Annotated in this window: 14 protein-coding genes; 1 reads left to right on the top strand and 13 read right to left on the bottom strand. The window is 54.3% G+C overall.

The features are described from left to right. Nucleotides 1–62 precede the first annotated feature (62 nt). From BLP93_RS14905 to BLP93_RS14920, 4 genes are all read right to left on the bottom strand, one after another. Entirely contained in the window at nucleotides 63–1,673 is a 1,611-nt protein-coding gene (locus tag BLP93_RS14905; RefSeq protein ID WP_092123430.1) for an FAD-binding oxidoreductase, read from the bottom strand. A 2-nt stretch (nucleotides 1,674–1,675) separates the two neighbouring features. Beyond that, nucleotides 1,676–2,890 (bottom strand): glycosyltransferase, encoded by a 1,215-nt coding sequence (locus tag BLP93_RS14910; RefSeq protein ID WP_092123432.1) that lies wholly within the window; start codon nucleotides 2,888–2,890, stop codon nucleotides 1,676–1,678. A gap of 317 nt (nucleotides 2,891–3,207) precedes the next feature. After that, nucleotides 3,208–3,900 (bottom strand): acyltransferase, encoded by a 693-nt coding sequence (locus tag BLP93_RS14915; RefSeq protein WP_092123434.1) that lies wholly within the window; start codon nucleotides 3,898–3,900, stop codon nucleotides 3,208–3,210. Nucleotides 3,901–4,042: 142 nt separating this feature from the next. Further along, nucleotides 4,043–4,939, bottom strand: coding sequence for a PEP-CTERM sorting domain-containing protein (locus tag BLP93_RS14920; protein ID WP_092123436.1), 897 nt, complete (start codon nucleotides 4,937–4,939; stop codon nucleotides 4,043–4,045). 1,966 nt (nucleotides 4,940–6,905) lie between these two features. Here BLP93_RS14920 and BLP93_RS14930 point away from each other — a divergent pair. After that, the gene (locus tag BLP93_RS14930; RefSeq protein ID WP_092123440.1) at nucleotides 6,906–7,319 is read left to right on the top strand and encodes a Ros/MucR family transcriptional regulator; all 414 of its coding nucleotides are present in this window, start codon (nucleotides 6,906–6,908) and stop codon (nucleotides 7,317–7,319) included. A gap of 276 nt (nucleotides 7,320–7,595) precedes the next feature. On the opposite strand, the gene BLP93_RS14935 is transcribed toward BLP93_RS14930, so the two are convergent. The 9 genes from BLP93_RS14935 to BLP93_RS14975 form a co-directional block, all read right to left on the bottom strand. After that, a complete protein-coding gene (locus tag BLP93_RS14935; protein ID WP_092123442.1) occupies nucleotides 7,596–7,898 on the bottom strand; it encodes an MTH1187 family thiamine-binding protein in 303 nt (100 codons plus the stop codon). After that, complete coding sequence (locus BLP93_RS14940; RefSeq protein WP_092123444.1) at nucleotides 7,882–8,607, bottom strand: ATP-binding protein; 726 nt, start codon at nucleotides 8,605–8,607, stop codon at nucleotides 7,882–7,884. Before BLP93_RS14940 ends, BLP93_RS14935 begins: the two co-directional genes overlap by 17 nt. After that, nucleotides 8,598–9,128 carry a PilZ domain-containing protein gene (locus tag BLP93_RS14945; RefSeq protein WP_161946362.1) on the bottom strand — a complete coding sequence of 177 codons (531 nt, stop codon included), beginning with the start codon at nucleotides 9,126–9,128 and terminating at the stop codon, nucleotides 8,598–8,600. The genes BLP93_RS14940 and BLP93_RS14945 overlap by 10 nt, the downstream gene beginning before the upstream one ends. Beyond that, nucleotides 9,125–9,574 carry an NIL domain-containing protein gene (locus BLP93_RS14950; RefSeq protein WP_092123448.1) on the bottom strand — a complete coding sequence of 150 codons (450 nt, stop codon included), beginning with the start codon at nucleotides 9,572–9,574 and terminating at the stop codon, nucleotides 9,125–9,127. The genes BLP93_RS14945 and BLP93_RS14950 overlap by 4 nt, the downstream gene beginning before the upstream one ends. A gap of 103 nt (nucleotides 9,575–9,677) precedes the next feature. Further along, nucleotides 9,678–10,580 (bottom strand): tol-pal system protein YbgF, encoded by a 903-nt coding sequence (gene ybgF / locus BLP93_RS14955; RefSeq protein WP_244148778.1) that lies wholly within the window; start codon nucleotides 10,578–10,580, stop codon nucleotides 9,678–9,680. After that, the gene (locus BLP93_RS14960; RefSeq protein WP_425248232.1) at nucleotides 10,577–10,843 is read right to left on the bottom strand and encodes a PLD nuclease N-terminal domain-containing protein; all 267 of its coding nucleotides are present in this window, start codon (nucleotides 10,841–10,843) and stop codon (nucleotides 10,577–10,579) included. Before BLP93_RS14960 ends, ybgF begins: the two co-directional genes overlap by 4 nt. A gap of 98 nt (nucleotides 10,844–10,941) precedes the next feature. Next, on the bottom strand, nucleotides 10,942–11,439 hold the full coding sequence (gene lspA / locus BLP93_RS14965) for a signal peptidase II (protein WP_092123451.1): 498 nt from the start codon (nucleotides 11,437–11,439) through the stop codon (nucleotides 10,942–10,944). 1 nt (nucleotide 11,440) lies between these two features. Continuing rightward, on the bottom strand, nucleotides 11,441–14,287 hold the full coding sequence (gene ileS, locus BLP93_RS14970) for an isoleucine--tRNA ligase (protein ID WP_092123453.1): 2,847 nt from the start codon (nucleotides 14,285–14,287) through the stop codon (nucleotides 11,441–11,443). Nucleotides 14,288–14,597: 310 nt separating this feature from the next. Next, nucleotides 14,598–14,878, bottom strand: a 281-nt coding sequence (locus BLP93_RS14975) for a transposase (RefSeq protein ID WP_244148779.1), incomplete at its 5' end; no start/stop codon positions are given.

Below are 14,878 nucleotides of genomic sequence, written 5' to 3' on the forward strand. Positions count from 1 at the left end.
AGGCTGAATATCCGCATTGTGGGTTCGCCTCCTGATGGAGCAGGACTATTGGGATGCGGTGATCAGACGCCAAAGGGGTCGTAGCGCCCCCTGGCTATGATCATGTCCGGATCCAGAGTCCGCTTCAAATCATGTACGACATCCCAGAAGACATCGGATCCCTGAGCAAGTTGGGACATGGACGCGATGGAGGCCCTGTAGGGGATATAGCCGGCGCGCATCACTTCACTGAACAGGGCATCATAACACTCCCGGGCTCTTTTTGTTTCCTCGGGATTGGTGCGGTCGTAGGCAATAGTGGTCACGGCCACCATTGCTCGCTCCGTGATCAGGGAGACGGTGATCAGAGGTTCGAAGCCATATTCCAGAAAAATTGGCGACAGCTTGCGAACCAGATCTCCGGCAGCGTTGCCGGTCATGGGCATGATCGGCGAAATCCAAAGGAGTCCGGCATTGTTCTCCAGCGGGTCAAGAGATGCGGGTTCCTCCCGGCCGCTGATGCGCCATAACGTGCCGTACAGGAATGCGTCCGTCGGCTGCCCCTGGAGCAGGCCTCCGACCTTGACCAAAGCGCCGAGCATTATCTGCCACTCCTTCCGCCAGCCCCGCTGTTCAAGGATCCCGAGCAGGTTACGAGCCAGCAACAAAGAAGTCGGGCCGACAAAACGCACCCGGCCCAGGGAACCCAAGGCCTTGCGAATTTCCCGACGCACCGCACGCACTTCGCCTTTGGTGCCGTAGATCGCGCCGCTGATATTCCAGGCTCCGAAGCCGCCTTTTTTGCGCATGGAGCGGCGCAACTCCTCGGGCAGCGGCGTTTTTCCTCCGGCCTGGCTCCAAGGGTAGCGCTGGAAGGAAGAAATGATTCGCACGTCGTTTCCGATGTGCACCAGGCTTTTGACTTGACCGCGAAGCTTCAGGGGCCGCAATGCGTCGACCATCCGGGGCAGGTCATCATCCTCGGGCATGGACAGGAAGAACATGTTGAAGCATTCCGGCTTGGGCATCAGCCAGATTCCCATGCTTGTCACTATGCCCAGATTGGACTGGGTGAACAGACCGTCAAGGTATGGTCCGAGCGCCCACTTGAACACGTGAGTCGCCTTGGCTTCCCGGTAGTGCCCGTAACCTGTCTTCACCACCCGGCCATCCCCCAGAACCACCTCCATGCCGCAGGAGTGATAGAAATGATCCCCGTACGGGGTGTGGCCGAAGCCTCGCTCCAGGGTGTTGCCGACAATGCTTGCCTCGGGGCCGGAACCGGTGCAGTCGAACCAGAGGGGGATGTTCCTGCTTTGCAGTTCGTCGTAAAGCTGTTTCTGGGTCACGCCCGGCTCGATGACGGCATAGGCCAGCTCCTGGTTGACCTCCAGGATGCGGTTCATCCCGGTGAGATCCATGATGACCTGACCACTGGTCACGGCGCAGGCATCCCCGTAACCCCAGTTTTTTCCGCGACTGATGGGGTACAGGCTGATCCCCGTTCGGCGGGCAATGGCGACGATTTTCTGCACCTCCTGGGTGGAATGGGGATAGAGCACGCCCAGGGGAGTGGTACCTTCCGGCAAGGTGCAGCGGGAGTACGTGGCGATGACGTCCTGATCCCGGCGGGCCCTTTCCGGCCCGAGCAGTGTCTGCCAGTCCTGAAAAGCTTGATCAACATCCGGCTTCACGACTAATCCTTTTTATGATGGACGACGATGGTTTCCGTGGATGAGCGCATCTCATAAGTCACGCCGCGCCAGGTGATACGATTGGTGAACAGGGAATGGATTGTATTCGCCAAGGCCAGCATGGACGCCGGCGGCGCCAACAGAAGATATTTCCAGGCCATACCTCTAATCCGAGTTCCATACTGGGGCAACATGCGCTCCACGGCCGGAAGCAGCACGTATCCGCCGATCATTTCCATGGGTGCCATGGCCAGCATCAGTATTGCACCGGTCAGGATCAACGGGTCGCGCACAAATCCTAATACAAAGGCAAGCACCAGAATCGCGCCAAGACAGAGAATGGCGTTACCCATGCCGTGCGCCAGGGCAATGGTCCGCCACAGCGCCGGGTGATAGATCCGGGTGATGATTGTTTGGCGATTGGTCCATTCCAACATCTCGGAAAAATTGCAGTCTTCATGGATGGCCACCAGGCAATGAGGCACGAACCGGATTTTCAAACCATGTTCACGCACGGCCAAGGTGATGGTCATGTCGTCGGAAAGCGCAGTGCGCCAGATTTCGGGTATCTTGCATTCATGAAAGACGGATCTGCGAATTGCCATGGCGCCTCCCCAGGCATAATTGGCCCGCGGATCGGTGAGAAAGACCACGCCGCCTCCGTTCCAGGCCGAACGCAGATATGACCAGAGGCCGCCCTTGACCGGGAGATACCATCGAAATCCAGTGGAAAGCCCCACTCCAGGCTCTTCCAGAGGCTGGACGATGCGCTGCAGGAAATCCGTCTCCGGACGGGCGTCGGAATCTAGAAAGACCAGGATTTCGGAATCCGGGTCAACAACCTCCAGCCCCCGCAACTGGTTGTTCACCTTTTGACTCCGGCCCTGGGCCACCCCCGCAACCTCCAGTCGCGCTGACACATTAGGGTGTTCTTGAATTAGTCGTCGGAGTTCCGGATAGGCCGGATCATTGTCCTCAGCCGTGACGAAAATCAACTGGAACTCCCGGTAATCCTGATTGAAAAGCGCGGTGATGTTGGTTTTGAAATCCGGGTCGAGGCCTTTGCAAGGAATGATCACGGAAGCCTTGGGAGCATGAAGAGCGGCTGGACTTCTCAAGTCAGCGGCAATGTGCTTTTTGAACCGATAGGCCAGGACAATGGGCATGGCCGAGGCCGCCAGCCCCAGGATACCGAGGATCAAGATCAGAATGTTCATTGTCGTCCTGGTGGTATTAACTCGACGCCATGATTCCTGTCGTCAATTGTCGAAGATTCTCTCATGGAATGTTGCCACCCGATTCACTTCAGCTGACATGCGTCGTGGCTCAGCCGAGTTGTCAGGATGTTACGGATGATTTTCGTAACTGCTATTAACTCCGGGCAATTGAACCACACGAAAAGCACATGGCCGCAACCTGCCGGCATCACGACCAAAGACCTCGTTCGCGATGCATTCCATTCCGGCATACCGGCACGGGCCAGCGTGTGAACGCTATCCAGGCAGCACGCCCCCGATGGTTTGTTACCAGACCTTTAATGTGCAATTACCGAATTGGCCGTCTGCCTTTGGCCAATTTTTTTTGCCGGAACTCCCCCCCAGATTTCCCCGGGACCGATTCGGCTTCCCTTTGTGACCACCGCGCCCGGCGCGACTATGGCTCGGTCTTGAACACGTACATCCGGCAAGATCACGGAAGTTCCGCCGATTGTGACCTCGTCCCCGATAATGATCCGCCCCAGATCCACTTCGTTGCCGACGACCGTGTGCGCTGTAAGGATGCAATCTTCTCCGAGCATGGAATAGTTGCCGATTTGCACCAATGTCGGCTCCAAAATTTTCCCTCCGACCATAACGGATTTTCCAATTTTGGCTCCAATCATGGAATAGGCCGTGCCGCGCATGTTCACGGGCACGAGGTTGGCATTGATCAGTGGCCAGAGATGATTCACGTAAAGAAAACCGAGCAGTTTCCAGACCACCGATCGACTGTCGGTTCCAAGGGCAAAGGCACCTTCCTCAAGAGGCCAGAGTGCGCGAAGAAGATAGAGTATGCCAATGGTTGAAAAGACAAAAACAAACCCAAAAATCGTGATCAGGAACACTGCCTGGAATCCATGAGGGAGCAGCACGGGGCCATGGATCAGCCAAGCGGCTCCAAACCCCAGCCCTAAACATATAGTGCTGCAACAGGTACTCAGCAGGATATCCGAAAACGTTATTTTCATGACCTTCTCCAGCGGTTCATGAAAAAACTTCTGTTAGTTGCTCCGAAGACAATCTGGATAAGCGGCCCCAGGTATTCCACAGTTGAAAGCCGCCTTGCGTCGCAAGGCGGCTTTCAACTTGGCAATGGTCCGCCATCAAGAATTAGCCTTCGCGCCGACGAATTCTGGCAACTCCGGCGAGGCCCAGCAGGCCGAGGCCCAGCAGGAGGATCGTTCCGGGCTCAGGAATTACGTAGTAAGTCGCGCTTCCGGATTCAATCGAAAAGTTCCAGCCATAAAGAGGATTCATCGAGATATTGCTGGCTTCAAGACGCAAATCAAATCCACGGTCTCTTCCAATATCTGCCAGAAGTGCATCGTAATTGCTCAAGTGAAGTCCGACCTGAAGAAGTTCCGCCCACAGGCCGCCGACAACATCAAGATAGCCGAGTGTTTCAGCGCGTGCGTCAGCGGGATTTAAGTTCGCTCGAAAAAGATCAGTCTGATCGGCAATCGGATTGCCAGTGGTAGCGGTTTCTTCGACCCATAAGGCGCCGGGCTGGAAAATCGCGGACAAAAGAAGAGTTGAACCAGTCGGCATGTCTTGAGCAAATGTGTCATAGGCTCCGAGACCGCCAGGGTTTGGTCCAGACATCATAGCGGGAATATAAGCATTCGTGTCACTCCACCATAATTCCAGATAACTTGTGCCCATATTGCTGGCGCCAAAATAGCTGACATTATCTGCGCTCTGAGTACCTAGCAAATTTCCAAAACGCAGGGCGAGATACCCATCTCCATTAGTTGAATAAAGTGGGTCATCCCAGGGTCCGGCTACAATATTCTGATTCGGTCCAGAAAACAGATGAGGTCGAATCTCACCAACTTGAGCAACTCCCCACAAGTAAGGCTGCTCATGATCTGACAAATAGCTCACACCTTGTGAGGTAACAGCTTTATGCCAGTAATTTAAATTCAAGTTGATCGCCTGAGCCTTGCCGACCATGACCATTCCACTCAATAACACTGCCGCCAAAAAAACCGTGAGCAATCGTTTCATGACTCCAACTCCTTTCAAAATTTTTAAGAAATTTGACCCCGCCTTATCCTATGGCGAGAGATAAGCAAGGGTTGTGCCACGATATAAATACTTAAAAATAATAATATATTTTTTATTTTCTTTGAAAGAAGCATTTGAACTGTAAAGACTCCCGACATCGTACTTTTCCAGAAGACTTAAAAGTGAAAGCCCCAGGCCACCATCAAAGCCCCGAGGGGACCAGTACTTAAGGTTTTCATGTAAAGGCGGAACCTAATGGGAGATCCTGAGCTTCAATATGCAACTCGAGGTATTCAAACTACGCATTTGAAAGGCTTGAAATCATGATCATTTCATGAACGCCCTCAAGCGCCACGCTGAAGGACTCATTTATTCTTTTTAAATGAAGAAGGTAATTATTCAGCACTCTTGATTGCATGGCATGAAGTGGTCCGGCTTGTCTCGATTTTTTGGCATCGCCTGTCTGACTGAGTCAGGATCCGTTCATCGAACCATTGCTGGGCGCTTAAAGCGCCAAACGCTGTTTATTCACGCAATGGTTCGAATGCTACGAAGCCGACGAAGGAGTTGTGAGGCCGAAAAATCGAGACAAGCCGGACCGCTGGCAAGTAGTTGCTGAAGAAGATGCCAAGACGAAGAGCTGTAAAGAATGCCGACAGGTGCGGGTGTAAAATTACCCGACAACACCCTCGGCAGACGGGCATAATTTTTTATCCGGCTTCAACAATACACAAGCGAATTTCTTCGCCAGGGCGACGCGAACAGGCATACATCACGGGCAACCGTTACCAGCACCCTGATCAATGACTGCTCGGTACCGTCTCCACGAATTGAGCATTGACGGTGCATGTTTTAAAATCAGCTCATTATTGGAGCGACAAGATGAATGAACTGGAATTGAGGTTTATGCTTTCCTCAAGTTTTGGTTTTCCGCTATCCAGAAGGAAATGTATTTACCCGTGCCCTAAATCAAACTTGCGGATGCTGATAGGTATTCATTCAGCAAATTTTGATCTCCGACACAAACAAGGCCAGCTAGTCTTGATTTGGCGATTTCGCATCTCTGATTGAAGTCAGGATTGGTTCATCCCGCGGCAATCCCGACGCAGGCATTTGTTGTCTCCAGCACTATGGAAATGGCGAGGGATGTTACGAAGCCGGCGACGGAATTCGAGCTGCCGCAAAACCATGGTAATCAAAATCTCAAGTGAGTAATTGCCTGCGGACATGTCATCCCCATGCGCACAATTCCCGAATCACAAGCCGCGGCGTTCGCAGCGTTGCGGCCAGACGCAGCATTCGCTTGAATGGATGCCGCTTTTGAGCAGTCCGTTTAAGGTTGCGGTTTTCCATGGAAGCGCCTTTTTTATTGATCACTTTCCTGCTTGCCCCTCATTGAGTTTGTAGTTGACTCCGGTTTTGTCACGGATCAGCTCCCGCTGAGTTTTAGCCACGATACCCTTACAGCGCATGACATACTTTGTGTTGTGTTCAGTTACTGCATTTGCAACACTTATGTTGCGTGCAACGCCAAGCCGTGATGCGTTTCTCATCCTTGGCCATCTGGCTTGTCCCTTCCTAACGATATAGAAATACTACATATTGTTTCATCTAGTGTGGTTCCCAATGCGCTGGGCATGGAAATTGCTTAATGTAGGCAATGTTGTGGACCATCTTGGTGAAGAACGCACAAGCGAGAGCAGGTAAAGGGTAAAGCAAGAACGCCATGTCAATCCAGATTCACAAGTCGAATCAAGATGGCTCACGGCATCTTTTGTTCATGAAAACATAAACGAGTACATCTTCGGCAAACAGACGGAGGGCGAGAATCATTCACAAGCGATAACCCGTTTCATTCAAATTGGACCGAAATGCAGCGTTTGCGAATCATGCTTGAACTCGCTTGCGTTGCCGGCGAAACACTTCCCTTTCACATAAAAAAACATTTAACACAGGGAGTAGAACCATGGACGAATTCGTGAAACAATCGTTGGAAATCGTGAAAGCACAGGCTGGAATCCGACCGATGACGGAAGAAGAGATGACCTCCATGGTCATGAAGATGTCGTCCAGCTTAAAGATTGCATCAGATATCGGATCCGGCATGGCAGGGATGGACGAATCCAGTCCCGAACTGCAGAGCGATCCCAGGAAGGTCATCAAGGAAAAGTCCATTACTTGTCTGGAGTGTGGAAAGAATTTCAAGGTGCTGACGAAAAAGCATCTCGCTTCACATGATATGACCCCGGATGAATATCGCGGCAAATACGGCTACAAAAAAGGAACCTCGCTGATCGCCAAAGGTCTTTCCAAGGCGCGGCGAAAAAAAATGCAGGAAATGGAGCTTTGGAAGAAGAGAGGCCCCAGGACCAGCAAGTAGACAATCATTATTCACTTCCAGCCCGGATTCCGGCTGATGACCATAAAAAAAGGCTCTCTGAGGAGAGCCTTTTTTTATGGTCATCAGCCGGTTGATTCGACAGCCATGCAATCAACGGATTTGAAGCAACAATTAATCTTCAAAACCCGTCCCACAAGATGATCAATTTCCAACCGACGGTTGGAAACTAAAAAATATCACCTGGGCGAAAAAGCCCTTCGTGCTCCCCGTGAGCACCGGGTTCAATACTCAACGTCTTGTTGTAAGAAAAAATAGTCAATCCGAGGCCAGATGCTTCTGAACGGATTTGACTTTGGCACCCATTGCGTCGACACGGTTGCGGCGGCAGTCCAGCCGTAGATAGACTAGAATCCGGTCACAATCCTTGGCCAGATCATTCTGACAACGACTGACCACCTCCAGCACCTGATCCCATTCCCCTTCAATGACCGTGGACATCGGACCAAGTTGATACGCCAGGCCGCTTTGTTCAATAATGGTCACGGCCCTGGCTACGTATGGCGCCAGGCTTTCGCCTTTGTCCATGGGAAAAATGGAAAGTTCAGCCAATACGTTCATAATTTTCTCCAACTCCGGGACGTGCCGGAACAATAAGTTGCACGGATAACGAACCTCCCTCCAGAGTTGCCTTCCAATCCCACCCCAGGCTTGACGTCAGTGAGCGCACATCAAATTCATTGAAGATGGGCTGTGCAGGGGCTTGCACCGGCCCGGATTCTGGAGCGACATAAAGTTGGAACGCGGCTCCGTCAGTCAGTGGGCTGATTGTAAGCTGTAATTTGAACGAGATTTGGGGTTCCGTATTCTGAAAGAGATCGAGAAGGGTGACCAGCGGCTCCTCCAGGCTCCAGGTGATGGCCAGAGGAATTGCCATGATGTGGGGCGGAGCCGGGTCCGTGACAATCGTCGTTGAAAAATTGTGCTTGAAAAAAAGATGGTATCGCCAAAACTCGAGAAACCAGTTGCCGAAATGTACCGGATCGATCAACTGGTTGTTTCGGCTCGTGTAGGTATCGCGCCAGGCAAGCGCTTCAAGCTGAGATTTCAAATCCTCCCCGATCCGTTGCAGTCGGAAGCACTTTTCACGCAGGTTCGGGCGAATGGCTTCCAGGTCATCCTTGTCCAAAGCTTTCAAAAAAAGTTCGGTCTGCATGGTCAGAGCATGCAACGGATTGTTCATGTTATGCACAATTCCGTTGACCACGCTGCCCGCGGCGCTCTCGGAACGGGCAAGAGCGAATCCCAAGGCGGAGTTGCTCAGGACCACTGCTTGCTCTCCCTGATCCGTTCACGCTGCTGCTGAAAGACAAAGCGAACAATGGCTTCGCGGTCCGCCTCGCGGATGGACGTGAAATCCACAGCCCAAGCCGATGAACCGTTACGCTCGTCTCGGCGATGAATGCGGCCCATGGCCCCGACAATCTGCAGTGGAAACTGACTCAGAAACAGGACCATTTCCAGTCGCTCGTCCAAAGTGAATTCCTTGTCGGCAAGGAAAATCAGGCCGGCGCCGCTGATTTCGATGATATTCATGGGCACGGGAAAGCTGTTCTGGATGAGTTCCTGATTGGCAAGGCTCAGCAGCATGTCCAATTTGGAATTGATGGTTTCCAGAAAGTCCAGCAACGCCTCCGGCAGATTTCCTGCCTTGGGGCGGGTAGCCATGCTCTGCATTTCGCAGCCAGGACAGCCGCGATAAAGGGGAAGCGCATCCCCAGGCGGAAGAACGCGTAATCTGCCTTGAAAAAATGTGTCGACTCTGGAGTAGTTTCTCTTTTGCTCGCTCATGCCTCCTCCGTAAGCGCCTCCCAAATACCGTTTTCCGTTTCCAGGACCATGGCCTTTACCGGACAAAGACTGGTGCACAAGCCGCACACGGAACATTTTTCACGCAAAAACAAGACTTCCCGGGTAGCCACATCCATACGCAGCGATTTGGTCGGACAAAGAGCAGTGCACATTCCGCAATGGACGCAGGATTTTTCTATTCGACGAATCTTGTGAGCAACCGGCGTGATGCTGACACCATGATCGCGCAAGTAACGGAGCCCCTGACGGCACTGATCCCTCTCCCCAATAATCTCTATGGTCATCTGGCCTTCTTGCTTTGGAGAGATGCGCGCCTTGAGTATGTTGAACGTCAACCCGTAGATCCGGGCCAGGTTGCAGACTACCGGCTGGTTGGAGACATCGGGCGGGAAAGACAGACAGATGGTTTCTTTTGTTTCAGACATTGATGGTTCCTTGAGTTGGGGGGCGAGGGGCTATGGGCTATGGGATGAACGTTGGTTCTGGGCTATAGCCTATCACCCCTCGCCTCTCGCCCCTCGCCCTTTATTAATTCTGCTGCTCAGCCAGCAGATTTTTCGCCCTGGTGGCTTCAGGTAAATCCGGAAAGCGGTTGATCAGGTCTTCCAGAACCAGAGTCCCGGCCCGGTCCTTGCCCAGCCGGTAAAAGGATACGCCCTGCTTGAGCATCGAGGCAGCATACTTGTTGCTTTGGGGATGCTTGCTGATCACATCCTGGTAGGCCAGCACGGCCTGCCCGTAGTCCTCCATCTGAAAAAAACTTTCGCCCTGCCAGAACAAGGCATTGGAGACCAATGAGTGATCGGTGAAAGTGCGGACGAATTCATCCCACATCCTCTGGGCCTGAACATAATCACGGTTTTGAAAAGCATCCAGAGCCCTGTCGTACAAAGCCTGGGCCGTGTCTTCCGTCATCGGCGGTTGAGGCCGTCCCGGCGCCGATAGCTCAGGCTCAAGCATGGCTCGCTGATCGGGTCGTTCGGCAACGCCCGGCGCGTCAACTCCCTGAGTCGGTCGCGGTCCGAGATCCAGGGCCATCTGGCTGGCAATCATGGCCACGGAACGGTCCAGGTAATCTACTTGGCGGCTGAGTTCGGCGACCTGACCCTCGCCTTCTCCCCGGCGTCCATTCTGGACCATCAACTGAAGCTCCTCCATCTGACCCCGCATGGTGGCGGTCTGAACCCGCAAGCTCTCGATTTCGGCCCACAAATTGGCCTGGGTGGCGCGCATGGGAGTGCTCACGCCCTCCATTTCGGCCAGCAGGCGCGTCAATTCCTGGTCCATGGCGGTCAACTGTCCCTGCAGTCGACGTTGCTGCTGATCCTGATCCCAAACCCGTGCCGACAGAGTGTCGACCTCGGTCCTGGAAACCGTGCAGGCAGATGCGAGCAGGCTGAGAAAAATAAGGAATATGACTGTTGGTTTCATTGGTCCCTCCGAGCTCGTTTACGTCCCCAGATCAAATATGCCAGACCGCCAAGCACAGGTACGAATACACAGACCGCGATCCAGACCATCTTTTCCTGATGCGTGGTGAAATCGGCATGAAAAGAATGCCAGATGGCCCACAAATTCGGCAAAATCGGCAAGGCCAGCAAGGCCATAATCAATATCAGCTGCGACGGTGGCAGGTCGAACATAGTTTTCCTTTGTACATGAAGTGATTGATGAGCGCTCCTGGCATACAGCATGGAACGCCGTGGTCAAATTGTTGTTAGGCAGGCGTTGCGACAAAAACGGCAGACCCGACAGCGAAGTCATGGGCATTTGTCGTGATCATCCTGAACAACTATTTATCGTCGGCAAGGCCATAGCGCCGGGTGCGGTAAACCGACACCAGAAGCAGGACGGACCCGATGCTGATGGCCACGTCGGCAACGTTGAACGCCGGCCAATGATATTGGCCGATATAAAAATCCAGAAAGTCGATCACTTCGCCAAGCCGGATTCTATCCACCAGATTGCCCAATGCGCCGCCCAGAATCAATCCCAGGGCGGTAAACAGGACCTTGTCTTCCCGGGGAACCGTGCGCAACAGATGCAGGATCAGGACAACAGCCAGGGCGGTGACGGCCATGAAAAAATACGGTCGCCACGCGACATCCAGATCGTGCAGAAAACCGAAGGCCGCCCCCTTGTTCATCACGTGCACCAGGTTGAAGAAACCGGGGATGACGGGCTTGGATGACCAAAGGGGCAGCGTGGCCGCCACCCAGAGCTTGGTGATCTGGTCCAGCACCAGCACGCCCAGGGCCAGGAAGGAAACAATGCGATACCGAAGCTGCATCTTACCGGCCCTCCAAAGCTGCCTGACAACGGGGGCAGACCTCGCTGGGGCCGATAAAGGGCATCGTCATATCCTCGCCAGTTCCAGCCCCTGGCGCAAGCTCCTCGCTGAACACCCAGCAGCGGGGACATTTTTCGCCGGGCGCGGACGCCACTCCAATGCGCAATCCGCTGACGTCCTGGCTGATGAATGCGTCTCCGGGAGCATCGCTCTCCGGTTTCACCGTCACCTTGGACACGATGAACACCTCCCGCAACATTGAAGACATGGACCGCAGCACCTCCAGCAGGTCCTCATGGGCGTAGAGGATCACTTCCGTGGCCAGAGAATGCCCGACAACGCCGGATTTGCGGACCGGCTCGATGGCCTTGGTCACCTCCGCGCGAACCTGGACTACCGTTTCCCAGGCCTGGCGCTCCTCGGAGGACATTTTTCCCGCTGCATCAGCCTGAAAACGCAAACCGAACACGCTGGAGGAGCCCGCACGGTATTCTTCCGGCAGGTGCTGGTAGACTTCTTCCGCGGTGAAACTCAGGACCGGGGCCATGTCCGCCAGCAATCCCTCCAGCAGGCGCCAGAGCACCGTCTGGGCGGAGCGCCGGTCAAGGCTGTCCGTGCCGGATACATAGAGTCGGTCCTTGACGATATCGAGGTAGAAAGCGCTTAAATCCGTGACGCACATGTTGTGCAGGGTGTGGAAAACCTTGTGAAATTCATACTGTTCGTAGGCCTCGACGATCCTGGCGTGCCGTCTGGCAAACAGATCCATGGCAAAGCGGTCCAAGGGCGGCATCTGTTCCAGATCCACGGCATGCTCCGCGGGACGGAAGTCGAATAGATTGCCCAGCAGAAAGCGGCAGGTGTTCCGGATCCGACGGTAGGCGTCCACCAGTCGGTTCAGGGTTTCCGTGGAAATGCGCACATCGTCCTGATAGTCTTCCGAAGCCACCCACAGCCGCAGAATCTCCGCGCCGAACTGCTTGATGATTTCCTGCGGTGCGACCACGTTGCCCACGGATTTGGACATCTTGCGGCCATTGGCATCCACCACGTAGCCGTGGGTCAGTACCGCCTTGTACGGCGCAACGCCCCTGCTGCCCACGGAGGCCAGCAGGGAACTGTGGAACCAGCCGCGATGCTGGTCCGAACCTTCAAGATACAGGTCCGCCGGAAAGCGGCATTCCGGGCGCTGTTCGAGAACCGCCGCGAAACTTGTGCCGGAATCAAACCAGACGTCCAGGATGTCGTCCTCTTTCTCCCAGTTTGCTGAACCACAGTCCGGACAGGCCAGGCCCTGCGGCGCAACCTCTTCCAGGGACGCTTCGAACCAGTAGTCGGCTCCGCGTTCGTGATCGGCAAAGCGATCCACAACGGAGAAGACCCAATCCGAATCGGTATAGGTATGTCCGCAGTCACCGCAGATCAAGGCCACGATAGGCACGCCCCAATTGCGTTGGCGGGAGATGCACCAGTCCGGGCGGTTGGCGATCATGTTGTGAATGCGCTCCCGGCCCCAGGAAGGAATCCAGCGCACGTTCTCGTCGATCTCGTGCAGGGCCTTTCCCCGCAGATCATCGGCCTGCATGGAGATGAACCACTGCATGGTGGCCCGAAAGATGACCGGCTTGTTGCAGCGCCAGCAATGGGGATAGAAGTGGGTGATGCGTTCCTGGGCCAGCAGCCGGCGGGACTGGGTGAGGATCTCGATGACCTTGGGATTGGCGTCAAAGACGTTCAGGCCGCCCACCATTTCGGTCTGGGTGTAGAAACAGCCGCGGTCGTCCAGCGGGGACAGGGTTTCCAGGCCGTAGCGCAGGCCGGTTTCATAGTCGTCGCGCCCGTGGCCGGGGGCGGTATGCACGCAGCCCGTGCCGGCCTCCAGGGTCACGTAACTTGCCAGGACCACTGGAGAGGGCCGATCATAAAAGGGATGGCCGGCCTGCAGGCCTTCCAACTGCTGTCCCGTCGCCTTGCCCACCACTTCAGGTTCCTGCCAGCCGAACGTTTCCTGCAGTTTGGCCGCCAACTCCTCGGCCACGATGAAGCACTGACCCGCAACGCGAACGAGGGCGTAGGAAAAATCCGGATGCACGGCCACGGCCATGTTGTCCGGGATGGTCCAGGGCGTGGTGGTCCAGATCACGATGGAGGCGTTGGAGCAGTCCGCTCCGGGAAAGATTTCGTCCAGCTTGGGGTCGTTCAGCGGGAAAGCGACGTAGATGGATGGGGAGCTGTGTTCGGCGTATTCCACCTCGGCTTCGGCCAGGGCGGTTTCACAGGAGCAGCACCAATGCACCGGCTTCTTGTTGCGCACCACCGCGCCCTTGGCCATGAAACGGCCCAGTTCCCGGGCCGTGGCCGCCTCGTAGGCCGGCTTCATGGTCATGTAGGGATCGTCCCACGCTCCGAACACGCCCAGACGTTTGAACTCCTCGCGCTGGATGTCCAGGTATTTCCAGGCGTATTCCCGGCAGCGCCGCCGGATTTCCAGGGTCGAGACGGCCTTCTGTTTCAATTTGAATTCCTGCTCCACCTTCAATTCGATGGGCAGGCCGTGACAGTCCCAGCCGGGAACATATTCCGCGCGCAATCCCTGCATGTTGCGGGACTTGACAATAATGTCCTTGAGGACTTTGTTCAAAGCCGTTCCCAGGTGGATATGGCCGTTGGCATAGGGAGGTCCGTCGTGCAGCACATACTCCCGTGCTCCGGCATTGGCCTCAATCATGGCTTGATATGCATTGATTTCTTTCCAGAAAACCAGCATCTTCGGCTCGTTCTGGCTCAGGTTGGCACGCATCGGAAAAGTGGTCTGCGGCAGGTTCAATGTTTTTTTGTATTCGGTCATGGCATGCCTTTCATAAAAGTATCGTGGTGAAAAGAAGCGGTCTCAAAAACACCGCAAATATTTGAATTATGCAGCCCCGGAAGTCAAGGTAATCCGCTTTGCGGACAACAGAATCCGGACATTGAACAGCAGTCTCCATCTATACCATCTTACTCCACAAAAATACACCTCTACCATCTCAGCGATGACAATATTGCCTGCTGACCGCGATTACTTGTCCCAGTCCGCCACTTCGTGATTTGAGGGGTCACCACATATGAACGCTATATGGTGGTTTAGATAGTCGAGCCTGAAAAATCCGATATTTTCGTTACAGGATCATCATAGAAGGCTGACGGGTTGTGGTGCCGAAAAACAGCCAAAGCGTAAAAAGGGCAAAAAAGTGTTCGAACTTCCGAATCCACTTCCTGAAATTGAATGCCGCGGCAGCCATGAACAGGTTGATCGCGTCGCCGAGAACCCCTTTCAGGTAGTTTCGGGACAAGCGATGATCCTGTTTCAGGTGACCAATTATCGGCTCTATTCCTGCTCTACGGCGAAAACGCTCACGGGCGATCCGCCGTTGATAGGGGCTATCGCTTTTCTTCGGAC

It is taken from the genome of Desulfonatronum thiosulfatophilum, assembly GCF_900104215.1.
In the GTDB taxonomy this organism is placed as follows: domain Bacteria; phylum Desulfobacterota; class Desulfovibrionia; order Desulfovibrionales; family Desulfonatronaceae; genus Desulfonatronum; species Desulfonatronum thiosulfatophilum.